Raw genomic sequence first — 24,608 nt, forward strand, 5'->3', positions numbered from 1 at the left:
GCATACTTACCGCACGCTGATGTCTGTTATGCTATCAATCGATCAGACGGTATTTGGATGTTGGCAACCTCGCCAAGCGCTAGACTTTCGCGGAGGCCGTCGCGACGCGCCTAGCGCTGAGGGCGTACGTTACAAAAGCTCGTTCGTTCCAGCGTTACAAAAGTTGACGAAGTACCAGTATAACCCATTGATAAATAATGGTTATGACTCACGCAACGACAGTTCAATCCTGTCTCGCAGCACCATCCATCTCGTTGAAATTGCGAAACCCACTGCTTGGCATGGCGCGCCAGTGCGTGCCGGCATGGTGCTGACCAAAATGATCGATCCGCCCAGGCGAGGGGATCGCCAGGACGGATCGAGGAACTTGACGACGGTGAACCGGCCTTGGCCGCCTCCTGGCGAGACGGCTAGGCCGCTCGCACGCCAGCCAGAAACTTGCTCATCTCGCTGCGCAGCTCAGCGGCCTGGCCGGCGAGGCCGTCGGCGGATGACAGCACCTGCGTCGCCGCGGCACCCGTCTCGGTGACCGCATGGGACACGCCGGTGATGTTTGATGCCACTTCCGATGATCCGGCCGAGGCCTGGTGGATGTTCCGGGCGATCTCGTTGGTGGCCGCTGCCTGTTCCTCGACGGCTGCCGCGATGTCGGTCGACACGCGGCTCATCTCGCGGATCGTCTTGGCGATGCCGGTGATGGACTGGGCCGAGTTGCGGGTCGCCTCCTGAATGCCGGCGATCTGATTGGCGATTTCGGTCGTGGCCTTGCTGGTCTGGTCAGCGAGGCCCTTCACTTCGGCGGCGACGACCGCAAAGCCCTTGCCGGCTTCACCGGCCCGCGCGGCTTCGATCGTGGCGTTGAGGGCGAGCAGGTTGGTCTGGGCCGCGACGCCGCTGATCAGGTCGACGATCTCACCGATCTTCTGAACCTTCAGAGCAAGGTCCTCGACCTGGCCGGCCGAGGTGTCGGCATTGGCGACCGCGCTGGTGGCCATGTGGGCCGATGTGTCGACCTGGCTGCCGATCTCGCGAACGGATGCCACCATTTCTTCGGTGGCAGCGGCAACCGTCTGGATGTTGCCGGAGCTCTGTTCCGAGGCGGCGGCCACCGCGGCGGTCTGGGCGGAGGCCTCGTTGGCGGCACCGGTCAGGGTGCCGGCGGCGGCCTTCAGCTGCTCTGCCGAGGCCGAGACCGATTGGACGATCGAGCCGACGGCCGTCTCGAAATCATCCGCCATGCGGTGCATCAGGGCTTTCTGGTCGCTGGCGGCGCGCTGGCGGGCCGTCTCCTGCTCGGCGCGCAGGCGCTGCGCGTCGATGCCATTGGCCTTGAACGTCTCAGCCGAACGGGCGATGTCACCAATCTCGTCGCCACGCTCCGTGCCCTTGATGTCGATGTCGAAGCGCCCATTGGCGAGTTCACCGAGCTGTCCCGACAGGCTGGCGATCGGAACGGCAATGCCCGAGCGGCCGATGAGCAGGCCGGCGAGAAGGCCGAGGACGACCGAGACACCGGCCAGAATCATCAAGAGGCGCGACATGGAGGTTTCGGTCTCGGTGATCGACCGGTTATAGGTCTCCGACCGCTGCACCAGAAGGGCGGTGAGGTCCTGACCTGCGGCGCGGGCCTTGAGGAACTGGTCCCGCCCGGCGGCGACCGCTTCGCCGAGTGCCTGGCGTTGGGCTTCGCTGGCCGTGCCGGTTACCGCACGGGCGATCTCGACGGTCTTGGCGCGCGCCGCAGCATAGGCTGCGAAAGCTGTTTCCGACACTGCGAGCTTTGCGCGAACCTCCTCGCTGGGGCTTGTGCGGATACGACCGATCCTGTCCGCGATCCGGACCTGCTGTTCCTCGATCATGCGGAGATTGTCCGCAATCGCCTGTTGGGTAGGCAACGCAGCCAGAGTGGCTTCCGCTCGCGCGATGAGAGCCAGCGAGGAATTGGCCTGTGCGCTTGCGAGCGCCCGGGCCGCACCGCCCTGGCCCAGTTGAGAATCGACCCCCACTGACGACAGCGAGAACATGCCCACCGCTGCGATCGCGACGGTCAGCAGGTTCAGCAGGATGATGACCATCATCATCTTCGGGGTGATGCGCATTCGATTGAGCAGTGTCATGGTGCAATCCGTTGAGGGGGGTCTTCCGCTGGGTAACAACAATCAAAAAGATGTTAAATTTTGAATAAGATACAATCTGTAGTATGTATTTGTAGCCGCGAAACAGACAACTGGTGAGACAGAGATCAGGCGTCCTTGCCAAGCCCGGCCAGCCGCGGAGGACAATGCCGCTCGGCCAGATTGATCACGAAAGCAAGTGCTTATCTGTTGGCGGGTCTCTCGTTACGGCCACGGATAGCCTGGGCATAAGCGTCACCGCTCCTGTAATACAACCCATCAGCCCAATGCAGTCTGGATGCAAAGGTTGCAGGGTGAGTCTCGTCTGGAGGTCCTCCACGCAGATGCCTCCGCTCCAGCGCTTTGCAACGGAAGGCCACGCTCCCGGAGGCCGCGCCATGGCTGTGCTCGCATGTCAGAAGCGGCGCTATCGTCGCCTCGGGTCCAAGGCGCGTCCGGCGTGCGACGAAGGCTCCGGTACGGCGGGCCCACCTCTCCCTCTCTCGCAGCGCACCCACCATGTCGATCGCCATGGGCTATCCGTTCAAGCCTCGCGGAGGCGCGCGACATAGCCCTCCGGAGCCGCAAGCCCGGAAGATTGTGCCCGGTGCCCATGGGGCAGGTCCGGCGCCAGGTGATTCGCGAAGATGGCTGCCTTGTCAAAAGGATAGGGAGCATGCGCTGGCCGACCATCCGGGAGCTCCGGCGCGATGCGGCAATTCTTGCCGGGCAGGCGGCAACAAATGCCTACTTAAGATATTGAAAAATATAAGTTTTTTGAAAATTCTGCGCCTGATTTCTCCGGCCCCGCCGTTTCACCATCAAGGCCCGCCTCCTCACCAGACTTGCGTGCGGGCGCCGGGTTGGGAGAAGTGCAATGGCCCTCGCTTACGCCACATCAGAACCAGCGGTCGTCGCAACCCCGATCATGTCGAACACGGCCAGCAAACGGTTGGACGGACAATCCCGGGCGATGCCGGCGGACATGCCCGCGCGGCCGCGCGATATCGACGACGAGTTGCTGGAGCGGATTGGCCAGAGTGACGAGCAGGCCTATCGGCTGCTGGTCGAGCGCCATATCGATCGTGCCTATGCCCTGGCGCTTCGCATCCTGCGCAACGGCGCCGATGCAGAGGATGTCGTCCAGGATTCGCTGATCAAGATCTGGTCCCATCGCGGATCGTGGGTTGCCGGCCGGGCGAAGTTTTCGACCTGGCTCTATCGCGTGGTGACCAATCGATGCCTCGACCTGCGCCGCCTGCCGCGCACCGACGACATCGATCAGGCACCCGACCTTGCCGATGGGCGGCCCGACGCCGTCACCGCACTGCACCGGCACGAGGTCACCGATTTGCTCGGCCAGGCCATGGGGCGATTGCCAGACCAGCAGCGCGTTGCCCTGACGCTCTCCTACTACGATGACCTTAGCAACGGCGAAATCGCAGAGGTGATGGAGACCACGGTCTCAGCCGTTGAGTCCCTGCTGAAACGCGGTCGCCAACAGTTAAGAAAGTATTTAGGGCGTTCCGAGCCGGACATTCGGCAGTCGTTTACTGACGATTAACCATAACCCGACGCGGACTGATAGAAAGTCCGCCTGACAATGCCTCCTGCTCCCGTTGAATGATCAGACGCGAACAATCGCGTTTTCTCAGCCCTGCTCGCACAGGGGTGGGTGGCCCGACAACGCGAGGAGCAAGCCCTCATGCCCGTTATCTCCACGAATACCGCCGCCAACTCGGCGGTGCGCTACCTGAACATGAACTCGGCCGACCAGAGCTCGTCGCTCTCGAAACTGGCTTCGGGTTCGCGCATCTCGCAGGCCTCGGACGACGCTGCCGGCCTCGCCATCTCGACCCGCATCTCATCGGATGTCACCACCCTCACCCAGGCCGCCACGAATGCCTCGCACGGCATCTCCGTGCTGCAGACTGCCGATGGCGGCGCCGCCAACATTTCCGACATCCTGCAGCGCATGAAGGCGCTGGCCTCCCAGTCGGCATCCGGCACGGTCACGGATACCGAGCGCGCCTATATCGATGCTGAATTCTCGCAGCTGACGGATGAAATCGACGGGACGGCCACATCGACCCGCTACAACGGCCAGAGCCTTCTCGACGGCACCAGCTCCTTTGCCACCGGCGTCAATGTCATGGTGGGTTCGGATGCATCTGACACGATCGAGGTGACCATCGCCACGCTGACGGCCGAACAGCTCGGGATGAGCTCGGACACCGCAACGGCTCCGACCGCGCTGACCGGCAATTCGACGGGCTACACCGCGACCAGCGACGTGAGCTTCGACATCAACGGGACGACGGTGAGCCTGAGCGCGACCGGCGGCACGAACAGCGACGGCGTCTACACGGCAGCGGATCTCGTCAGCGCGATCAATACCGCGCTGGGCTCATCGAGCACCACCCAAGCGGCGGTCGATTCGACGGGCAAGCTGACGCTGAGCAATTCGGCAACCGGCGCGTCCGCCGAAATCACGCTCGACAATTTCACGGGCAGCGGTTTTTCGGCTACGAGCCTCGGCTTCACCACAACGTCGAGCACTGGCTCTGATGCGGGCGCACTGTCGGTGGCAACTCAGGATGGCGCCACAGCGGCGCTCGACAAGCTGGATGCGGCGATCAACGCTGTGTCTCAGGCGCGTGCCGATATTGGTGCAACGGAATCGCGGTTCAATTTCCGCTCGGAATCGATCGCAACCTCGATCGAGAACCTCGACGCGGCACGGTCGGCGATTTCCGACGTCGATGTCGCCTCCGAATCCGCCAAGCTCGCATCGGCCAAGGTCAAGACCCAGGCAGCTGTCGCCGCCGCGTCGCAGGCGAGCCAGATGCCGCAGGACCTCCTGAAGCTCCTGCAGTGACGGATTGAATCCGGCGGGCCGGCACCCTCGGCCCGCCGCTTGTGGGGAAGCAGGTCCAATGTCTTCAGTTAGCAGCACGAGCTCAAGCACATCGGACCTGTTATCCTCCACCTATTCGACGTCTTCGACGACGAGCAGTTCGACGTCGTCGACATCGAGTTCCTCGAGCTCGTCCAGCATCGATTGGGACAGCCTGATCGAGGAAGCTGTTCAGGCCAAACTCGACAAGGCCGACACGATCGACACCAAGATCACGGCCAATGAGGCCAAGATCTCGGCCTATGAGAATCTTCAATCGCTGCTTGGCGATATCCAGAGCGCCGCGCAGTCGCTCCGCGCGCCCTCGGGGACCTCGAACGCCTCGGACGATGCGTTCCTGGACCGCGCGGCCTATCTGACTGCCGTCGGCGACGTCGACACGTCCTCCTCCGTCTCGGTGACAGTGGATAGTGGCTCAGATATCGGTACCCACGACCTTCAGATCGTCCAGCTCGCCACCACCCACAAGATCAGCGGCAGCGCGGAGACGAGTAGCACCACGGATCTCGGCTATTCCGGCGTGATGTCGGTCGGCGTGGTGGATGGGACCGCCGTGGATATCACCATCGACAGCGGCATGACGCTCGCGGAGATTGCTGAGGCGATCAACAACGAGACCGACACGACCGGCGTGCAGGCCACAGTGCTCAAGGTGTCCAGCAGCTCCTACAAGCTGGTCCTGTCGTCCAGTGATACCGGCAAGACCATTGCTGCCAGCGCCGTGTCTGGCGACGATGTGCTGCAATCCCTGGGCATCACCGATTCATCCGGCGATTTCGCCAATGTGCTGCAGGCATCGCAAAGCGCGATCATCAAGCTCGACGGCATCGAGATCACCCGCGAATCCAATGACATCGACGATGTGCTCGATGGCGCCACCTTCCATCTCTACCAGACGACGCCCGATGACACATCGATCACGGTCGATATCGGTGTCGATGTCAGCGCGGCCAAGACCGCGGTGCAGTCGCTTGTCGATGCGTACAACGCGTTCCGCGACTATGTGGTGACCCAGCAGACAGTCACCAGTTCGGGAACGGCCTCCAGCGACGCGGTTCTGTTCGGCGACGGCACGCTGCGCACCATCTCAAGCCAGGTCTACGATGCCCTGAACACCACGGTGAACAAGGAATCGATGGCCCTGCTGGGCCTCACATTCGACGAGAACAACAACCTGGAGCTCGACGAAGATACGCTCGACAACGCGCTGCTCGACGACCTTGACGCCGTTCAGCAAGTGTTGTCGTTCCAGATGACGTCGTCCTCGCAGGACCTGCTGCTGTTGTCGCGCGGAACCAGCAGTCCCGCCGATTTCACGCTCGACATCACGACCGATTCCAGCGGCGCCATCACGTCAGCATCCGTCGACGGCAACAGTTCCTTGTTCACGGTGAGTGGGACGCGGATCATAGGCGCCGAGGGCAGCGCCTATGAAGGGTTCACCTTCGTTTACACCGGCTCCGCGTCGAAATCGGTGGACCTGTCGTTCTCATCGGGCCTTGCCGAGCTGCTCTACAATGCCACGACCGATGCGGTGGATTCCTCGGATGGATCGCTCCAGACGCTGATCGACAATCTCGAAAGCGTCGACGACACGCTCCAGACGAAGAGCGATGACATTCGCTCGCGCGCCGAGACCTACCGGACCAACCTGACAAACCGCTACGCCAAGTATCAGTCGGCTATCTCGCAGGCGGAATCGATGCAGGACTATCTCACCCAGTTGCTTGCCACGTGGAATGCTTCTTCATGACGCAGATGCTCAACTACGCCATCTCTTCCTACCGGCGCACCTCGGTGGCGCTGTCGCCTCTGGCGGCGGTGGTGCGGCTGCTCGACGAGGCAATCCGGTCGATCCGGAAGGCGGTGCAGGCCATTGGCGAGAAACGGCATGAGGAGAGCTACGTCGCCATTACCAAGGCCAGTACGATCCTGCGGGGGTTGATCCACAACCTGAAGTTCGAGCGCGGCGAGGACCTCTGCGAGGATCTGATGCGGACTTATAACCGCAATATCGTGGCGCTTCACACGTCCTATGGCAGGCCGGATGCTCCGCAACGCTATCAGCGGATCATCGAGGGGCTGACGGAATTGCGTGATGCGTGGGCGTCCGTTGCAGGGATGAAGTCCGCCGCTGAAATGGTGCGTGCGCCGGACAAGCCGAACACGGCCCGGTAGTTTTTTGTTGCAGCGCAGATGCAAATCACGCTTTTTGTATCCACAAGGTAACGGCAGGTATCATCCTGTTCCGTCCGTGGATCAAAGGCGCGATGACGTTCCACGAATTCGAGACCGCGATGGTGCGCTTCGGTGACGATCTTGCGGCATGGCCGCAAGCCGAACAGGCGGCTGCGCGCGCTTTGCTGGCCGCGTCTGCCGAGGCTCGCAGGCTTCTCGATGAGACTCTGGCGCTCCGTCTGATGTTTGTCGACAGGGCGCCATCTGTTGCCCCGAGCGGGCTCGCCGACCGGATCATCCGGCGTGCGATGGAACTCTCGCCGGCTGACCGGACCCGCCGCTGACGGTCTTCCCCGCAGTCGAATCCGGTAACGCCGGCCTGGCCATGTGCTGAGCCACGTTGAGCCCGGACCGCCCATGTCTCGGCCCTGCACTTGCCGGTCTTGTGAACATCGAGCGTTCCAGCCGCGTTCTGCCAAGTATACAATGGTAAATGATATGTTGATGCGACGCTCCGAAGCGGGATTTCGGGCGTGCGTAGAGTTTCCGCAAACAAATCCCGCCTGAAAATCCTTCCAGCCTCGTTTCACTAGCGACGTCCACAACGACACGTCGTCGCACAGATCCTGGCAGCCGCCCGCAAGGGCCACGCTGCGGGTGACCGAACGAGGCTTGCCATGAGCATCAGCTCCATCTCCTCCACCTCCACCACCACCACCGCGTCGACGACGTCGTCATCGTCGACGAGCTCGTCGTCGACCTTGAGCGGCGACAGCTTTCTCTCCCTGCTGGTCGACCAGCTGCAGAACCAGAATCCGCTCGATCCGACCGACTCGAACGAGATGATGAACCAGCTCATGTCCTATGCGAGCTACGACCAGCAGACGACGACGAACTCGACGCTGTCGGATCTCTCCAGCACGCTGTCGGATCTGTCTTCGACGGTCAGCAGCATCGCTTCCAGCCTCAACATCACGGCCTGAGGCGCGCCATGAGCCTCTCGGGCGCACTGAACTCCGCCGTCTCGGCGCTCTCCTCGCAGAGCTCCGCATTGGCGATGATATCGGACAATATCTCCAACTCCAGCACCTACGGATACAAGACGACGACGGCGAGCTTCGAGAGCATGCTGACTGGCTCATCCTCGTCCGCCTATTCGTCGGGCGGCGTGTCGGTCTCGAGTGTTTCGAACATCTCGACCGCCGGTCTGCTGGTGGCGTCGACCACCTCAAGCAACATGGCGATCTCGGGCAGTGGCTTCTTCGTCGTCACGGATGGCGCCAATTCCAATCAGACCTTCTACAGCCGCAATGGCGAGTTCACGACCGATTCCGACGGTTACCTGGTCAATGGCGACTATTACCTCCAGGGCTGGAAAACCGACGCCGAAGGCAACATCGTCGGCAGTTCCACCCAGAGCTCGCTGACCGCGATCGATACCAATTCGGTCGCCACGATCGCGTCGGCGACCACCAAGATGTCGCTGCAGGCCAATCTGCCCTCCAATGCGGCGACGAACGACACGTTCACCAGCGAGGTCGAGCTCTATGACTCGCTCGGCACCGCGGCCACCTCGACGGTCACCTGGACCAAGACAGGCGACAATGCGTGGACGGCGAGCTTTTCGGACCCGACCGCCGCGGATGGCACGACGCAGCTTGGCACAGTGTCGAGCAGCGACATCACCATCACCTTCAACACGGATGGCACACTCGCGAGCACGTCACCGAGCCCGGCCACCCTGTCGATCGGCGCCTGGACGACCGGTGCGGCCGACAGCACCATCACGCTCGACATGGGCACGATCGGGTCCAGCAGCGGCCTGACCCAGCTGTCATCGACAGCTGACACACTCGCTGTCTCGCTCACGCAAGACCAGGACGGCGTCAGCTACGGCAGCCTCACCGGCGTCGAGATCGGCGACAACGGCACCGTCTACGCCAATTACGACAATGGCGAGCAGAGGGCGATCTACAAGGTCGCTGTCGCCACCTTCAACAATGCCGATGGCCTGACTGCGATGAGCGGCGGTGTCTATGCCGCGAGTTCGGAATCCGGCGGCAGCACGCTCCACATCGCCGGCACCGGTGGCGCCGGCGACGTGCTGGGCTCGAAGCTTGAGGCCTCGACCACCGACACCAACCAGGAGTTCTCCAACATGATGTCGGCGCAGCAGGCCTACTCGGCCGCCGCGCAGGTCATGTCGACGGTGAACAAGATGTACGACACCCTGATCAGTGCCGTCAGATGACGGCCGGGTCCGATCCTGATCTGCAGCTTCGGTTGTTGGATCGGCTGGTGCGCCAGGCGGCGCACTGGACCGCCCCCGGACGCTCCCGTCCGACCGCAATCGAGTGCCAGGTCCTCATGGCGCTGATCGCCGACCTCGATCTCAACGTCCGGGCGCTCCGCCGGGCAAGCCGTGACCTCAGGGTCGAACTCGACCGGGCCCTCATCAAGATCAACGCGGCCGATGCCTACAGGCGCACCAACAGCCTCGGCCGGCCCTCTCTGCGCCCCTATGGCACAAGCCCAGGAGCATCCTATGAGTTACGCACCCACCCGGCCTTCCGGTGGATCTGACGCCAGACCCAGGCCGGCCGGCGACACCGCTCCGGCGACCAATGCCGCGGTCACCAAGATCCTTGCGCTGGTCGACGAACTGATCGCCGTCATCTCCGACGAGAACAGCCAGCTGGCGCAGGGGCTTCCAGCCTCCATGTCGCTGTCTGCCGCGCGCAAGGCGGAACTCGCCAAGGAGTTCGAGCAATGGGTCGCCGACATCCGTAGCAGGCGGATTGTGCTGGCCCATGCCGATCAGCCGCTTCGCGCCCGCATCAGCGAGCAGACCGGTGTCCTGCAGCAGGGCATGGACGAGAATGTCGAACGTCTGCGGGCGGCGATCGATGCCTCGCGACGGCGGGTCGATGCGGTGATGCGGGCGATCCGCGAGCAGATCGCTCCGTCCGGGCCGTATCAGGCGAACGGTCTGACGCGCACCGCGTCGCCGCCTGTCGCCGGCAGCGGCCGCTGGGTCTGACCGGTTCGAGGAGCTGCCGCCATGTCGTTCTCGGTCATCCGCAGCATCGCCTATTCCTCGCTTGCGACCTCGCAGGTGCAGATGAGCGTGGCGGCCTCCAACATCGCGAATGCCGATACGGACGGCTACACGCGCAAGACCGCGACCCAGGCATCGGTTGTCTCCGGCCAGGTCGGCACGGGCGTCACGGTGACGGCGGTGACCGGCACCGTCGACAAATATCTGCTCAAGGATCTGGTGACGGCAACGTCCGAACTGTCGGCCGCAACCATCGCCGACAGTTATGGAACGCGCGCGCAGAGCCTGCTGGGATCAACCTCCGGCTCGGATGACAGCGGCACCTCGATCGCCAACACGATCGCCGACCTGGAATCGTCGATCGCGCAATTGTCGGGCACACCCGAGAGCCAGACCCTGAAGGCGGTGACCGTCGACGCGCTGGACAGCGTGGCGACCCAGTTGCGCGAGACGTCGGCCGGCATCCAGTCTCTCAGGGCGGACGCCGACGATGCCATCGACACCTCCGTCGATACGATCAACGACGCCTTGAACACCATTGCCGACCTGAACAGCCAGATCACTTCGGCGGCGGCCCGCGGGGAATCGACCGCCGATCTGGAAGACCAGCGCAACACGGCGCTGCAGACTCTGTCCGGCCAGATGGACGTCACCTATTTCGTCAATTCCGACAACCAGATGAGGGTCTATACGTCGGGTGGCACGACATTGGTCGATGGCAAGGCCCATGAACTCTCCTATGCCAGCGCCTCGACCGTCACGGCCGAGACGGTCTTCGGTGCGATCAGCGTGGACGGCAAGGACATCACCACGCAGATCACATCCGGTACGGTCGGCGCTCTGATCGATCAGCGCGATGAGGTCCTGCCGGCAGCCCAGGATGAGCTGGATCAGCTCGCCGCGGGCCTGATCGATGCCTTGAACGCGGTTCACAACGAGGGCACGTCGTCGCCTCCGCCGTCCTCGCTGACCGGATCGGCGAGCGTCAGTTCCACCGACTCCTTCTCGGCCAGCGGCACGACCCGGTTCGCCGTCACCGACAGCGATGGCAACCTCGTCGCCTCCGCCGATCTCGACCTCTCCGCCTATTCGACCGTCGGCGACCTTGCCTCCGCCATCGACGCGATCGATGGCCTGTCGGCCTCGATCGATGCGGATGGCCATCTGGTGATTGCAGCCGAGGATTCGTCGAACGGCGTGGCAATCGCCGACCTGACAGCGTCAGTGGGCTCGTCGGGGCAGGGCCTGGCGGACTATTTCGGCCTCAATGACCTGTTGACCGGGTCCGGGGCCGCGGACATTCGGGTCAAGGCGGATATCCTTGCGACGCCCGGGCTCCTTGCGACAGCGGCATTGAGTACCGACGCAAGCCTGACGCTCGGCAGCCAGGTGGTCTCGACCGGCGAGAACGGCATTGCGGCGAGCCTGTCCGATGCCCTGACCGGCGAGACCAGCTTTGCGGCCGCCGGCCGGCTGTCGGCCACATCATTGTCCTTTGCGGACTATGCCTCGAGCATCGTCGCCGATATCGCGAGCACCGCCTCCTCAGCCTCCAGCACGCTGACCGCACGCGAGACGACGAAGGAGACCCTGGCCAATGCGATTGCCTCACAGAGTGGCGTCAATATCGACGAGGAAACCGCGCGAGTGAGTGAGCTGGAACAGCAATATTCCACCGCGGCTCAGCTTCTGGAGGTGCTGAATGCGATGTTTGACGCGCTGCTCAGCGCGGCGCAATCGGCATAGCGGGGGCAAACCATGACCATGCGGGTCGCGACATTCGCCATGAATGACCGGATGCTCAGCGCGTCGCTGAAGACGCAGGCCCGCATGGCGGAGATGCAATTGCAGGAATCGTCGGGGTCGGTGTCGACCGATTATGGCGGTCTCGGCAGCTCGGCGCGCCAGGTAATCGATCTCGAAGTCTCGATCACCCGCTCGAAGAGCTATTCCGACGCGGCGGACGAGGCGGGGCGGCGGATCGAGACGATGTACAGCGCGCTGTCCTCGATGACCGACCTTCTGTCGAGCTTCCGCTCCGACCTCGCCTCGGCGCTCAGCACCGACAGTTCGGCCTCCTCCACCAGCACGCTGGCAGCAACCGCCGAGCAATATTTGTCCGAGTTCAGTTCGCTCATGAACACCCAGTTCGAGGGGCGCTACCTGTTCGCCGGAACGGCCACGACCGCCAAACCGGTGGACCTGTCGTCCTATGTTGCGAGCGATGTGGATACCGCCGACACCTCCTACTATCTCGGCAACGAGCAGATCGTCTCGGCCCGCATATCGACTGACCAGACCCTGGCCTATGGCGTCACGGCGTCCGATACCGGTTTCGAGCAAGCCTTGCGCGCGCTCAGCCTCATCGCCAACGCCACGGGCACGCTGGACGAGACGACGCTGAACGCCGTGTCGGAACTCGCAGTCAGTGCCCTCGACAATGTCACGGCGACACAGAGCCAGCTCTCGGTCCATGCGGCGACCGCTGAGCGCGCCTCGTCCGACCAGCTGGATTTCCAGGACTATGCGGCCTCTTCCCTGAGCGATCTCAACGGCGTCGATGTCGCTGCCGTCACCGTGAAGCTGACCGCCTATCAGTCCCAGCTCGAGGCGTCCTATTCGGCGCTGGCGAAAATCCAGGGACTGAATCTGCTGACCTACCTCAGAGGGTGAGCGCGGCAACCAGGCGCCCTTCGCGCTCGCAGCCTGAAGGCCGCATTCACCTGCAATTCAGCCGCCGGGGCTCAGGGAACAGGGAACCATTGCCCAGCGACTGATCGGTTCCACTCATGCACGCGCCTGCCACCCGTTCCGCCCGCGCGGACGATGACCTGAGCCCCCTGCGGATTGCCCTGCTGTTTGCGGTCCTGCTGCTGATTATCGCTGTGCCGATCCTGACCCATCGGCTGCCCCCGATGTCGGATTATGTGAACCATCTGGCGCGCATGCATGTCATCGCCGATGCCGGCCGCGACCCCAATCTGGCGCAATTCTATCGGATCGACTGGCAGATCGTGCCGAACCTGGTCATGGACCTGATCATTCCGCCGCTGACCCGCGTGATGGATGTCTACCTCGCCGGCCAGGCCTTCCTGATCCTGACCTTCTTCCTGATCATGTCCGGCGCCATGGCGCTGCACCGGGCGCTGTTTGGCCGCTGGTCAGCCCTGCCGCTCATCGGCTTTCCGCTGCTCTACAACTACGTGCTGCTGGTCGGCGTACTGAACTACATCGTCGGCATCGGGCTCTCGCTGTGGGGCCTGGCCTTCTGGGCGGCCTTGCGCGAACGAAACCCGGTCCTGCGCCTCGGCGTCGCCACGGTCTTTGCCTGTGCCCTGTTCTTCTGCCACCTCTATTCGGTCGGCGTGTTCGGTATCGGCCTGTTGGCATTCGAGCTCCTGCGCCTCCACGAGCGCCGGAGCGAGCCATGGTTGCCCCGGCTGGTGGATTTCGTCGCCACGGGCCTGCCCTTCCTGCCGGTTCTGGCGCTGCTCCGGGCAAGCCCGACCTGGGGGCTCGCCAGTGAGAATTCCTGGGAGCCCAAGGGCAAGATCGACGGCCTGATCTATGTGTTCGAGATCTATTCCGACGTCGTCGCGATTGCTCTCGTCGCCGTGGTTGTCACCGCCAGCGCCTGGGCAATCCGCCATCGGATCCTGCGTTTCCACCCGCTTGGATGGCTGATCCTGGGCGTCGGCTTCATCGTCTACATGGCCATGCCGCGGGTACTGTTCGGCTCCTATCTTGCCGACCAGCGGCTTCCCATCGCCCTGGTCTTCATGCTGATCGCCTGCCTTCGGCTCGACATGCATCACCGCTTCGTGCGGCACGGCTTCATGGTGATGGTGCTGGCTCTGGTCGTCGCCCGCACCACCGAGGTGCAGCTGGCCTGGCAACAGCTGTCGCGCGGGCCGCTGGCGGTCAAGCAATCCATGCAGATGGTCAATCTCGGGTCCAAGATCCTGGTCGCCTATGCCGACCGCAGCGCCGGCGATGATGTCCGCGACTACGGCCTGCTCCACGCCGCCTGCCTCGGCATCATCGAGCGCTCGTCACTGGTGACGACGGCTTTCACGGTTGCCGGCAAGCAGATCATGCATGTGCGCGAAGCGTTCCGCGACCGGGTCGACAATGAGGATGGCACGCCGCCTTCGGTCGACCAGATGCGCGCCGCCCTCGAACCGATCCAGGGCGAGGCCCCGAACTATTGGGAAGCCTGGTGGGACCAGTATGACTATGTCTACATGGTGTTCACCCAGGCCGGTCAGGAAAACCCCATGCCCGACCAGCTGCAGCTGGTGGTCGAGGGGCCGCGCTTCCAGCTCTACAGGGTGGTGAGGGAGCAGCCCCCGGGTTGACGTGACGCCTCAGCCAAGGCCAGCCCAGAGCGCGTTGAACCCGAATGGCTTGAACAGCCGGCGCAGCGCCAGCACATCGCCGCCCGTCCTGGTGTTGGGACGGCCGGGGCGGCCGTAGTCGCAATCGACCATGCGGATCTCGCCAGACGGCGTGACGATCAGGTTGTCGCGCTCGATATCGCCGAGCGCCAGTCCCATCCGGTGGACCTCGCGCACCTTGGCGAGAAAGGTCCGGACCTGCTCGACGCTGCACTGTTCCAGGGCCAGGTCGCCACGTTCGATCAGCTCCTGGATCAGATAGGTGTGGCCGATGCCGTCGCCGCCGTTCAGGAACAGGTGGCCCATATGGTGGTAGCGCGGCAGGATGCGCAGATCCCCCAGCTGCTCAAGAACCGTCGCATAATGGGCGACGACGCGCAGATTCTGGATCGCCTGCCGCTCGTCGAACCGGTCATAGATCTTGAACGCCCGGACCGCGCCGGTCGGCACCTCGTGGCAGCGGTAGGATTCCGCGGTCCAGCCGGAGCCAAGCCGCTCGCCGATCTCGTAGTGCCCGACGCGGAAACCCGCCGGAATGCCGAAACGGACCGATGTCCCGTCGAAGATGCTCATGACCAAGCCATAGCCGGTTGCGGCGCTCCGGTCACGATGGGCTCATCTCCTGGCCGGAGGGCTGCCTTGACCCCCGGCTCGTGCCGTCTGTAGGTTTCGTTCGTTGAAATGGCGCTTCATCTGTCGCCGCGTGCGAGCGCGGGTCGGCAGGCCACATTCCGGGACGGAGACATCAAGACCATGAGCGAGACGGCACAGGAACCGGCGGTCATCGTCCGGCGCGAGGGCGCGGTCGCCATCGTCACACTCAACGAGCCGCGCTCGATGAATGCGCTGTCCGGGCCCATCAAGGACGGGCTTGCCGGCCAAATGCCCCTGCTGCTCGACGACCAGACGGTGCGCTGCATCGTGCTCACCGGCACGGGACGCGCCTTCTGCGCCGGCGGCGACATCCGCGCCATGGACGAGCGTGGCGTGACCCAGGTGCGCGCCCGCATGGAGCGCAGCTATCGCTGGTTGTTCCCGTTGCTCGCAGCATCGAAGCCGGTCGTCACCGCGATCAATGGCGCGGCGGCGGGCGCCGGCCTGTCGCTCGCGCTCACCGGCGACATCATCGTGGCGGCCCGCGATGCCCGCTTCAAGGCAGGCTTTCCGGGGCTCGGCGCCTGCCCGGATCTGGGCGTTGCCTATACCCTGCCGCGTGCCGTCGGCCTGCCGCGCGCGACCGATATCCTCCTGACAAACCGTGAGGTTTCGGCGGAGGAAGCCTTTGCCATGGGGCTCGTCACCCGGCTCGTCGAGCCGGAACAACTGATGGCGACGACGCTCGAGATCGCGCAAGCGCTTGCGGCCGGGCCCACCCAGTCGCTCGGCCTGACCAAGCGGCTGCTGCGCCGGGCCTACGAACTGCCGCTGGAGGGCTTCCTGGAGCAGGAGGCCATGGCCCAGGCCGCAGCCTTCGGCACCGAGGATTTCGCTGAGGGCGTCGCGGCCTTCCGCGCCAAGCGCAAGCCGGCCTTCGCCGGGCGTTGAGGGCCGGAACCCTCATGGAGAACGGCGGAGACCGGCCTCCGTTTGGTGGTATTATAAAACCGTGAAGCCAGAGCCGTCGTGGAACCGGACGGAGACCTCTCTCCGCCTGTCTCGACCGCGCTTCGAATTTCGGTTGCAGAAATGGCATTTCACACCAAAGGTGATCGGCGCTGCGCTCCAGGGCGCGCCGGATCGATCGCCTCCCGTCTGGCCTTGCGCCCCCGTCAAGGCTAGGAGAGGCGCCGAACAGCTGGCCGTCCGGTGGCGTGATGCTGCCGGAACGACTTCGAGGACGCCCGTCGCATGCCTTCCTTCGACCCCGTCATCGCGCTCTCGCGCGGCCTGGAGATCCTCCGCATCCTCAACGAGGAGCGCCGCTCGACCGTCGGCTCACTGCACAAGGCGAGCGGCCTGAACAAGGCGACCATCGTGCGCATGCTGGAGACCCTGGTCCACGAGGGCTATGTGCTGCACGATGCCGCGCAGGGCTTCTACGCCCCCACCGGTCGCTGCCTGCTGCTCTCGCAGGGCTATGACCAGCATCTGTGGATCGGCAGCCTGGCCGAACCGATCATGCGGGACTTCCGCAAGGAGATCGGCTGGCCCTCCGACATCGCAGTGTTCGACCGCGATGCCATGGTGGTGGCGCAGACCACCCGCGAGTCCGGCTCCATGCTGTTCTCCAGGCGGCCAGGCTTCCGCTTCCCCCTGCTTGGCACGTCCATGGGCCGCGCCTATCTGGCCTTCTGTGCGGAGGACGAGCAGGCCCGGATCATCGCGCGCCTCGCCGCCATGCCGGGGCCTTCGACCGAGCTCGCGCGCCAGCCGAAGAAGCTCGCCAAGCTGATCGCCGACATCCGCGAGCGCGGCTATGCTCTGATGGACGATGCCTATAGCCGCGACATCTTCGACGGCAAGGTGTGGGCCATGGGTGTGCCGGTGGAGGCCAATGGCCAGGTCTTCGCCAGCATCAATGTCATGATGCTGCATGGCGCGGTGTCGGTGGAGGATGGCGTCCGGCTCTACCTCGCCCGCCTGAAGGCAACCGCCGCGCGAATCGCGGAGGCGCTGACCGAGAACCACCGCGCGACCCTCTGGGTTCCGGGCGCGGCGGACGAGTGAGGGCAGGCGAGCCGGTTACTCTTCCCTTCGAGGCTCGGTACACCCGCTAGTGGGCTGAAGTCCCCTCCCCGCCACTTCGTGGGGGGAGGGGAGCTTCTGTGGCGCTCCCGTCAGCTGGCTGGCCATTCAACCCAGCGGTCCAGCGCATGCCCTGATCCGCGACCATTTCGCGCGCCGAAACCATATTTCATCGAATTGACCGGATTCTCCGTCCGTGAGACCTTGAAGCGGGTGATGGCGGTTGCCCGTCCCGGCGATAGTGGCCTCGGCCTCGCTCGGCAGGATGGCCGGCCGTGTCGCCCCAACACGACCAATCAAGTCCGCTCCCCGGGGGGAACAATGCTGGAATCGCCGTCCCGCCGCGCGCTGTTGCGCGCTGGCATCATCACGACTGTCGCTGCGCCCTTGGTTGCCCGAGCAGCCCCCGCCTGGCCCACCAAGCCCGTGCGGATCATCTGCGCCTTCCCGGCCGGCGGCATCACCGATGCCTATGCCCGCGTCTATGGCGAATACATCTCGCAGAAGAGCGGCCAGACCGTGGTGGTCGAGAACCGCGCTGGTGCCGGCGGCGGCCTCGGAGCGCAGGCGCTGCTGAGCGCGCCCGATGACGGTCACACGCTGATGATCACCATCTCGTCGACCATGCTCGGCAACCGGGTCATGTACAAGTCGCTGCCCTACAATCCCGACAAGGATTTCGCCTTCCTCGCCATGATGTCGACCGGCCATCTGCCGCTGGTCGTGCAGAAGTCGATCGGGGTGAGGAACCTCGCCGAATTCGTCGACTATGCCCGCAAGAACCGGGTGAGTTTCGGCTCCTATGCGGCCGGCTCCTTCGCCCATATCGCCGGGTTCGAGCTCAATCGCCGGTTCAATCTCGACATGACCATCGTGCATTACCGGGGTGAGGCACCGATGTGGCAGGACCTGCTGACTGGCTCCAGCCAGGCGGCGGTCGGCAGCTATTCCGCGGCCAAGGGCGTGCTGGATGCGGGCGCTGGCGTCGCCATTGCGGTGCCGACCACCAAGCGAATGAAGACGCTGCCCGATGTGCCGACCTTTACCGAACAGGGCCTGACCGACAAGGTATTCGACCTGATGAGCTGGGCCGGCTTCTTCGGCAAGGCCTCCATGCCGCCCGACATGGTCGAGGCCATTTCCGGCCTGATGGTGGAAGCCGGCAAGACCGAGCGCATCCAGAGACTGATTGCCACATTCGGCATCGACGAGGCGGCGCAGGACCACCGGGCCTTCCGCCACATCTACGAAACCGAGGGGCCGATCTGGCTCGACAACCTCAACAAGCTGGGCATCACGCCAAACTGACCGTTCCTGTCGATCGCTGACCGGTGGCCACCGAACAGAGGAAGCGCCCATGTCTCTCATCATCACACGCCGTCGGCTGCTCGCCACCGGCACGGCCTCCACACTGTTCGCCCCGCTTGTCGCGCGCGCCCAGGCGCCCTGGCCCACCGGCACGATCCGTATCATCTGCGGCACCGCCGCCGGCGGCCTGACCGACCTGTTCTCCAGGGCCTATGGCGAGTTCATCTCGCGGCGCGTCGGTCAGACCGTGGTCGTCGAGAACCGGCCGGGCGCTTCGGGCGGCATTGCCGCGCAGGCGGTCAAACAGGCCCCGCCGGATGGCCTGACCATGATCCTGACGATCTCGACCACGTTCTTTGCCAACCGCATCCTGATCAGCAATCTGCAATACGATCCGGACAAGGACTTCAAGGTCGTCTCGATCATGCCGGCGGGCCATCTGCCGCTGGTCGTCCGAAGCTCCACCGGGGTCACCAACGTCAAGGAATTCCTGGCCTTTGCCGAGGCCAACAATGTGAGCTTCGGCACCTATGGCGCTGGGTCCTTCCCGCACACGGTGGCCTACGAGTTCAACAAGCTGCTGCAGCGCAAGATCGTGCCGGTGCATTATCGCGGCGAGGCACCGATGTGGAACGACCTCTCGGGCGGCGCGCTGCAGGCGGCGATCGGCAGCTATCTCGGCATGGCCGGCGTGCTGCAATCGGGAGCGGGGCGCGCCATTGCCGTGCCGACGGCCAAGCGCATGGGCAAGCTGCCGAATGTCCCGACCTTCCAGGAGCAGGGCCTCAACATTCCTGTCCTGCAGCTGAATGGCTGGGTCGGCCTGTTCGCGCCGGCTGCAACGCCCGAACCGACCCTCGACCGCATCGCCGAACTGATGGTGGAGGCCGGCAAGAGCGAGGCGATCGTCAAGCTGCTCGACACGTTCGGCATCGACGAAGCCGCCATGAGCCGCAAGGACTCGCAGAAGCTCTACGACGAGGAAGGCCCGGTCTGGATCGAATCGACCCGCCAGCTCGGGATCACCCCGAGCTGACACGGCCCGAGACGCGGCTCAGTCGAGCTGCGCGAAGCCGTTGTTGAGCACGACCAGGTCGCGCTCGACCACCCGTGCGCGGAATGACACGGCCTTGCCGTCGCGCCAGATTTCGGTGCGGATCGTCTCGCCGGGATAGACCGGCGATGAGAAGCGCAGTTTCATCTCCTTGAGATTTGCCGGCTCATCATTGCAGCAGGCGCGCAGGAGCGCGCGGCAGGCGACGCCGAAGGAGGCGAGCCCGTGCAGGATCGGCTGGCGGAAGCCGGCGGCCGTCGCGATGTCGGGATCGGCATGGAGCGGGTTGTAGTCCCCCGACAGGCGGTAGATCAGCGCCGCCTGCGGCACGGTCGGCGTGTCGACAGTCAGATCCGGCGCGCGGTCCGGCAGGCTGTGGGGCTGAGGCGTCGGGCCGGTGGGGCCGCCAAAGCCGCCCTCGCCGCGCAGGAAGGTGGTCGAGGTCAGCGTGCAAAGCAGTTGGCCGGTCGCCTGGTCGATCACGTCGCGCTCGGAAAACAGGAGGGCATCCTTGCCCTTGTCGACGATCTCGGTGATCCGCGACTTGCCGACGACGGTTGCCGCTGCCGGCAGCGGCGCGTGGATGATCACGCCCTGCTCGCCGTGCAGCACCTTGCGCCAGTCGATGCCGGTCGCCGGGTCCTTCAGCCAGAAGCCGGGATAGCCCAGCACCACGCCCATCGAGGGCAGGACCTTGATCGCCTCCTCGTAGACGTAAGCGAGGTCGGCGCGGTCCATGGGGTCGCCGCCGCAGCCAACCCCCAGCGCATAGAGGATCGTGTCTCTGACATCATAGGTCTGGACGATGTCGGGCACCGGCCAGGATTTCAGCTTGGCATAGTCGATCGGCATGGGGTTCTCCCTGGATCTCGATGTTGCTGGGTTGGCATTCGGTTTTCGGGACTGGCCCCTCACCCTTGCCCTCTCCCCGCAGGCGGGGAGAGGGTATGCGGCACCCATCCGCCTTGCCGTCCAACGGTCGGGCCAGGCACGTCGGTCGTTTTTGGGGACCGGGGGTTCCGTTCCCTCTCCCCGCCTGCGGGGAGAGGGTAGGGTGAGGGGCCACAAGCCGCCCCACCGGTCCTCAAAGCGACCGCGCCACGATCTCCTTCATGATCTCGGTCGTGCCGGCATAGATCCGCTGGATGCGGCTGTCGGCATAGGCCCGGGCGATCGGATATTCCCACATATAGCCATAGCCGCCGAACAGCTGCAGGCAGGTGTCGACGACGCGCCCCTGCAGCTCGGTCAGCCACCATTTGCACATGGCCGCGGTCGGGATGTCGAGCTCGCCGTGCATGTGCTTAGCCAGGCAATCATTGAGGAAGACGCGGGCGACCGTCGCCTCGGTCTTCACCTCGGCGAGCTTGAACCTTGTGTTCTGGAACTCGGCGAGCGACTTGCCGAAGGCCTTGCGCTCGCGGGTGTACTCCACCGTCCAGGCGAGCGAGGCCTCGATTACCGCCACCGCCGAGATCGACACCAGCAGGCGCTCGCGCGGCAGCTCGTTCATCATATAGGCGAAGCCGCGGCCTTCCTCGCCGATGATGTTGGTGGCGGGCACCCGGACATTGTCGAAGAACAGTTCCGACGTATCCTGCGCCTTCAGCCCGATCTTCTCGAGATTGCGGCCCCGCGTGAAGCCGTCGCGGTCGGCCTCCACGATGATCAGGCTGACGCCCTTGGCGCCGGCCTTCGGATCGGTCTTGCACGCCACCACGATGAAATCGGCGAGCTGGCCATTGGTGATGAAGGTCTTCTGCCCATTGATCACGTAATGGTTGCCGTCGCGCACCGCCGTGGTGCGGATGGCCTGCAGGTCCGAGCCGGCGCCGGGCTCGGTCATGGCGAGCGCGCCGATCGCCTCGCCGCGCGCCATTTTCGGCAGCCATTCGCGCTTCAGATGCTCGGAGGCGTTGTTGAGGATGTAGGGCGCGACAATGTCGGAATGCAGCCGGAAGCCCGGGCCGGTATAGACATGCCGCATCATCTCCTCGATCAGGATGACGCTGGTCAGGAAATCGCCGCCGCCGCCGCCATATTCCTCGGGGATGTTGGTGCAGAGCAGGCCCGCTGCGCCCGCTTTGGTCCAGAGCGCGCGGTCGACCACGCCCTCCTTCTCCCAGCGCGCATGATGGGGCGTGATCTCCTCGTCGACGAAGCGCTTGGCGCTCTCGCGGAACAGGTGATGCTCTTCCTTGAACAGCTGCTCGGTGCTCATACCGGTCTCCCATGGCGTCCCGGATTGCACCGGGTTGGCCGAAATTCTTACCTCGTCATTTCGTCGAATGAAATAGAGTTTCGCACAATTGACGGCTGTGCCGCCGTGGTGCAAATCTCCCGTCCGAAGCAGGGCAATGATCCGGCACGGGTTCAAGAGGAACGCAGCATGGCGGGAACGGGCGCACTCGACGGCAAGGTCGTCATCGTCACGGGAGCCGGGCGCGGCATCGGGCGCGAGATCGCGCTCACCGCCGCTGCCGAAGGCGCCAAAGTGGTGGTCAACGATCTCGGCGGCGCCGCCGACGGCGCGGGATCATCCGCCGCTCCCGCCGAGGAAGTGGTGGACCTCATCCGCAGCAAGGGCGGCCAGGCGGTCGCCAGCTTCGACAGCGTGGCCGAGCCCGCTTCCGCCAATGCCATCGTCAAGACCGCGGTCGATGCCTTTGGCGGTCTCGACGGCGTGGTCAACAATGCGGGCATCCTGCGCGATGCCATCTTCCACAAGATGAGCGTCGCGGACTTCGAACTGGTCATCAAGGTTCACCTGATGGGCTCGTTTTATGTGAGCCATGCCGCCGCCCGCATCTTCCGCGAGCAGCAATCGGGTTCCTTCGTCCATTTCACCTCGACCTCCGGCCTCATCGGCAATTACGGCCAGGCGAACTATGCCGCCGCCAAGCTCGGCATTGTCGGCCTCTCGAAATCGATTGCGCTCGACATGGCGCGCTTCAACGTGCGGTCAAACTGCGTCTCGCCCTTTGCCTGGAGCCGGCTCATCGGCACGATCCCGACGGAGACCGAGGCGGAGAAGGCGCGCGTCGCCCGCATGCAGGCCATGGGGGCTGAGAAGATCGCGCCGCTCTCGGTGTCGCTGCTCGGCGCGGGCGCGAAGGATGTCACCGGCCAGATCTTCGCGGTCCGGATGAACGAGATCTTCCTGATGGGCCAGTCGCGGCCGATCCGCTCGGTCCAGCGCTCGGATGGCTGGACCTGCGCGACCATTGCCAATCATGCGATCCCCGCGCTGAAGTCGTCCTTCTATCCGCTGGACCGGTCGGCCGATATCTTCTCGTGGGACCCGGTGTGACCTCCCACGCTTCGCAATTCGTCATGGCCGGGCTTGTCCCGGCCATCCACGTCTTTCATCTCAAGGCGTGGATGCCCGCCACAAGGGCGGGCATGACGTCGAGAGATGGATTACTGCATCCGGGACTGATCCCATGACCACAGGCATTCTCTCCTTCGGCGCCTATATCCCGCGGCTGCGCCTGCAGCGGCGCGTGGTGGCGGAAGCCCATTCCTGGTTCAACGCGGCCCTGAAATCGCAAGGCAAGGGCGAACGCGCCATCTGCAACTGGGACGAGGATCCCGTGACCATGGCGGTGGAAGCCGCCCGCGACTGCCTCACCGGCATCGACCGGACGAGCATTTCCGCACTGCGCCTCGCTTCCACGTCGTTCCCCTTCCTTGACCGGCTGAATGCCGGTGTGGTGGCGGAGGCGCTCTCGCTGCCCGAGGACATCTCGTCCCTCGACGTGACCGCCACCCAGCGCGCCGCGACCTCCGCTCTGGCCGAAGCACTGGGGCGCACCGGCCGCACGCTGGTGGCCGCCGCCGATCAGCGCGGAGCCCGCGCTGCGAGCCCGGTCGAGATGAGCGCCGGCGATGGCGCGGCCGCCCTGCTCGTTGGCGAGGGTGAGCCGGTGGCGAAACTGCTCGCCTCCGCCACCCGCTCCGCCGATTTCGTCGACCATTACCGCACGATCGAATCCGGCTTCGACTATCAATGGGAGGAGCGCTGGATCCGCGATGCCGGCTATATGCCGATCGTGCCGCCGGTGATCGCGCGCTGCCTGGAGAAGGCTGGCCTCAAGGCCGCCGACGTCACGTTCTTCTGCATGCCCGCGGTGCTGGCCAAGGTCGCCAATTCCGTCGCCAAGGCCGCCGGTATTGCCGATGCCGCGGTGGTCGACAACATGCACGCCGTGCTCGGCGAGACCGGCTGCGCCCATCCGCTCGTCATGCTGGTGGCGACGCTCGAAAAGGCGAAGCCCGGCGACCGGATCCTGGTCGTCGGCTTCGGCCAGGGCGCCGATGCGCTGCTCTTCGAGGTGACACCGGCCATTCTCAGCCTGCCGGCCCGCATGGGCGTGAAGGGTCATCTGGCGCGCCGCCGCGAGGAGGCCAACTACCAGAAGTTCCTCGCCTTCAACGAGACGATCGATCTGGAGCGCGGCATGCGCGCCGAGGCCGACAAGCAGACGGCCCTCTCGGCGATGTGGCGCAACCACGGCACGGTGACGAGCTTCATCGGCGGCAAATGCACCACATGCGGCACGCTGCAGTTTCCGAAGAGCCGCATCTGCGTCAATCCCAACTGCAACGCCGTCGACAGCCAGGAACCCCATCCCTTTGCCGACCGCATCGGCAAGGTGAACTCCTACACCGCCGACCGCCTGACCTATTCGCCCGATCCGCCGGCCTGCTACGGCATGATCCAGTTTGACGAGGGCGGCCGCTGGATGATGGACTTCACCGATGTCGACGAGCCGGATCTGAAAGTCGGCATGCCCATGCGCATGATGTTCCGCGTCAAGGACGTCGACAGCCAGCGCGGCTTCCGCCGCTATTTCTGGAAGGCGGCACCGGCCGCCGCGCCTCAGGAGTCTTGATC

General features: G+C 64.5%; 22 protein-coding genes and 1 pseudogene. 19 read left to right on the forward strand and 4 right to left on the reverse strand.

All coding sequences use genetic code 11. The features are described 5' to 3' along the window. Positions 1 to 410: 410 nt before the first annotated feature. Positions 411 to 2,117 carry a methyl-accepting chemotaxis protein gene (locus tag E8L99_RS07245; protein WP_137098911.1) on the reverse strand — a complete coding sequence of 569 codons (1,707 nt, stop codon included), beginning with the start codon at positions 2,115 to 2,117 and terminating at the stop codon, positions 411 to 413. Between the two features lie 874 nt (positions 2,118 to 2,991). Here E8L99_RS07245 and E8L99_RS07250 point away from each other — a divergent pair. The 13 genes and pseudogenes from E8L99_RS07250 to E8L99_RS07305 all read left to right on the forward strand — a co-directional run bounded on the left by E8L99_RS07250 (position 2,992) and on the right by E8L99_RS07305 (position 14,625). Continuing rightward, on the forward strand, positions 2,992 to 3,678 hold the full coding sequence (locus tag E8L99_RS07250; RefSeq protein WP_137098912.1) for an RNA polymerase sigma factor: 687 nt from the start codon (positions 2,992 to 2,994) through the stop codon (positions 3,676 to 3,678). Positions 3,679 to 3,819: 141 nt separating this feature from the next. Next, a pseudogene (locus E8L99_RS24135) lies at positions 3,820 to 4,413 on the forward strand (flagellin); the annotation flags it as partial. 285 nt (positions 4,414 to 4,698) lie between these two features. Further along, positions 4,699 to 4,992, forward strand: coding sequence for a flagellin (locus E8L99_RS24175; protein WP_449301089.1), 294 nt, complete (start codon positions 4,699 to 4,701; stop codon positions 4,990 to 4,992). Positions 4,993 to 5,050: 58 nt separating this feature from the next. Then, positions 5,051 to 6,784 (forward strand): flagellar filament capping protein FliD, encoded by a 1,734-nt coding sequence (gene fliD / locus E8L99_RS07260; protein ID WP_137098914.1) that lies wholly within the window; start codon positions 5,051 to 5,053, stop codon positions 6,782 to 6,784. Next, the gene (locus E8L99_RS07265) at positions 6,781 to 7,209 is read left to right on the forward strand and encodes a flagellar export chaperone FliS (RefSeq protein ID WP_137098915.1); all 429 of its coding nucleotides are present in this window, start codon (positions 6,781 to 6,783) and stop codon (positions 7,207 to 7,209) included. Before fliD ends, E8L99_RS07265 begins: the two co-directional genes overlap by 4 nt. A gap of 92 nt (positions 7,210 to 7,301) precedes the next feature. Then, positions 7,302 to 7,553 carry a hypothetical protein gene (locus tag E8L99_RS07270; RefSeq protein ID WP_137098916.1) on the forward strand — a complete coding sequence of 84 codons (252 nt, stop codon included), beginning with the start codon at positions 7,302 to 7,304 and terminating at the stop codon, positions 7,551 to 7,553. Between the two features lie 333 nt (positions 7,554 to 7,886). After that, entirely contained in the window at positions 7,887 to 8,192 is a 306-nt protein-coding gene (locus E8L99_RS07275) for a flagellar hook capping FlgD N-terminal domain-containing protein (protein WP_137098917.1), read from the forward strand. Between the two features lie 8 nt (positions 8,193 to 8,200). Continuing rightward, the gene (gene flgE / locus E8L99_RS07280; protein ID WP_137098918.1) at positions 8,201 to 9,460 is read left to right on the forward strand and encodes a flagellar hook protein FlgE; all 1,260 of its coding nucleotides are present in this window, start codon (positions 8,201 to 8,203) and stop codon (positions 9,458 to 9,460) included. 47 nt (positions 9,461 to 9,507) lie between these two features. Continuing rightward, positions 9,508 to 9,792, forward strand: a complete 285-nt coding sequence (locus E8L99_RS07285) for a hypothetical protein (protein ID WP_137098919.1) — start codon at positions 9,508 to 9,510, stop codon at positions 9,790 to 9,792. Then, a complete protein-coding gene (locus E8L99_RS07290; RefSeq protein ID WP_252511288.1) occupies positions 9,755 to 10,249 on the forward strand; it encodes a flagellar protein FlgN in 495 nt (164 codons plus the stop codon). The genes E8L99_RS07285 and E8L99_RS07290 overlap by 38 nt, the downstream gene beginning before the upstream one ends. 21 nt (positions 10,250 to 10,270) lie before the next feature. Further along, positions 10,271 to 12,013, forward strand: a complete 1,743-nt coding sequence (flgK, locus tag E8L99_RS07295; protein WP_137098920.1) for a flagellar hook-associated protein FlgK — start codon at positions 10,271 to 10,273, stop codon at positions 12,011 to 12,013. 12 nt (positions 12,014 to 12,025) lie between these two features. Then, positions 12,026 to 12,940 (forward strand): flagellin, encoded by a 915-nt coding sequence (locus E8L99_RS07300; RefSeq protein WP_137098921.1) that lies wholly within the window; start codon positions 12,026 to 12,028, stop codon positions 12,938 to 12,940. Between the two features lie 116 nt (positions 12,941 to 13,056). Next, entirely contained in the window at positions 13,057 to 14,625 is a 1,569-nt protein-coding gene (locus E8L99_RS07305; protein ID WP_137098922.1) for a hypothetical protein, read from the forward strand. Between the two features lie 9 nt (positions 14,626 to 14,634). Here the strand turns inward: E8L99_RS07305 and E8L99_RS07310 are convergent, their stop codons facing one another. Then, positions 14,635 to 15,237: a protein kinase family protein gene (locus E8L99_RS07310; protein ID WP_137098923.1), complete on the reverse strand. Its 603-nt coding sequence runs from the start codon at positions 15,235 to 15,237 to the stop codon at positions 14,635 to 14,637. A 180-nt stretch (positions 15,238 to 15,417) separates the two neighbouring features. Here E8L99_RS07310 and E8L99_RS07315 point away from each other — a divergent pair, with 180 nt between their 5' ends. From E8L99_RS07315 to E8L99_RS07330, 4 genes are all read left to right on the forward strand, one after another. Further along, complete coding sequence (locus E8L99_RS07315) at positions 15,418 to 16,209, forward strand: enoyl-CoA hydratase/isomerase family protein (RefSeq protein WP_137098924.1); 792 nt, start codon at positions 15,418 to 15,420, stop codon at positions 16,207 to 16,209. 303 nt (positions 16,210 to 16,512) lie between these two features. Then, on the forward strand, positions 16,513 to 17,331 hold the full coding sequence (locus tag E8L99_RS07320) for an IclR family transcriptional regulator domain-containing protein (RefSeq protein WP_137098925.1): 819 nt from the start codon (positions 16,513 to 16,515) through the stop codon (positions 17,329 to 17,331). A gap of 339 nt (positions 17,332 to 17,670) precedes the next feature. Continuing rightward, positions 17,671 to 18,657 (forward strand): Bug family tripartite tricarboxylate transporter substrate binding protein, encoded by a 987-nt coding sequence (locus E8L99_RS07325; protein WP_137098926.1) that lies wholly within the window; start codon positions 17,671 to 17,673, stop codon positions 18,655 to 18,657. A 49-nt stretch (positions 18,658 to 18,706) separates the two neighbouring features. Further along, on the forward strand, positions 18,707 to 19,693 hold the full coding sequence (locus tag E8L99_RS07330; protein WP_252511289.1) for a Bug family tripartite tricarboxylate transporter substrate binding protein: 987 nt from the start codon (positions 18,707 to 18,709) through the stop codon (positions 19,691 to 19,693). Between the two features lie 18 nt (positions 19,694 to 19,711). On the opposite strand, the gene E8L99_RS07335 is transcribed toward E8L99_RS07330, so the two are convergent. Beyond that, positions 19,712 to 20,563, reverse strand: a complete 852-nt coding sequence (locus E8L99_RS07335; protein ID WP_137098927.1) for a MaoC/PaaZ C-terminal domain-containing protein — start codon at positions 20,561 to 20,563, stop codon at positions 19,712 to 19,714. 232 nt (positions 20,564 to 20,795) lie between these two features. Then, positions 20,796 to 21,932 (reverse strand): acyl-CoA dehydrogenase family protein, encoded by a 1,137-nt coding sequence (locus E8L99_RS07340; protein ID WP_137098928.1) that lies wholly within the window; start codon positions 21,930 to 21,932, stop codon positions 20,796 to 20,798. A gap of 168 nt (positions 21,933 to 22,100) precedes the next feature. Here E8L99_RS07340 and E8L99_RS07345 point away from each other — a divergent pair, with 168 nt between their 5' ends. Together E8L99_RS07345 and E8L99_RS07350 are read left to right on the forward strand one after the other, a co-directional pair. After that, positions 22,101 to 23,021, forward strand: coding sequence for an SDR family NAD(P)-dependent oxidoreductase (locus E8L99_RS07345; RefSeq protein ID WP_137098929.1), 921 nt, complete (start codon positions 22,101 to 22,103; stop codon positions 23,019 to 23,021). 133 nt (positions 23,022 to 23,154) lie between these two features. Beyond that, on the forward strand, positions 23,155 to 24,606 hold the full coding sequence (locus tag E8L99_RS07350) for a hydroxymethylglutaryl-CoA synthase family protein (protein ID WP_137098930.1): 1,452 nt from the start codon (positions 23,155 to 23,157) through the stop codon (positions 24,604 to 24,606). The last annotated feature ends 2 nt before the right edge of the window (positions 24,607 to 24,608 follow it).

Source organism: Phreatobacter aquaticus (assembly GCF_005160265.1).
Taxonomy (GTDB): domain Bacteria; phylum Pseudomonadota; class Alphaproteobacteria; order Rhizobiales; family Phreatobacteraceae; genus Phreatobacter; species Phreatobacter aquaticus.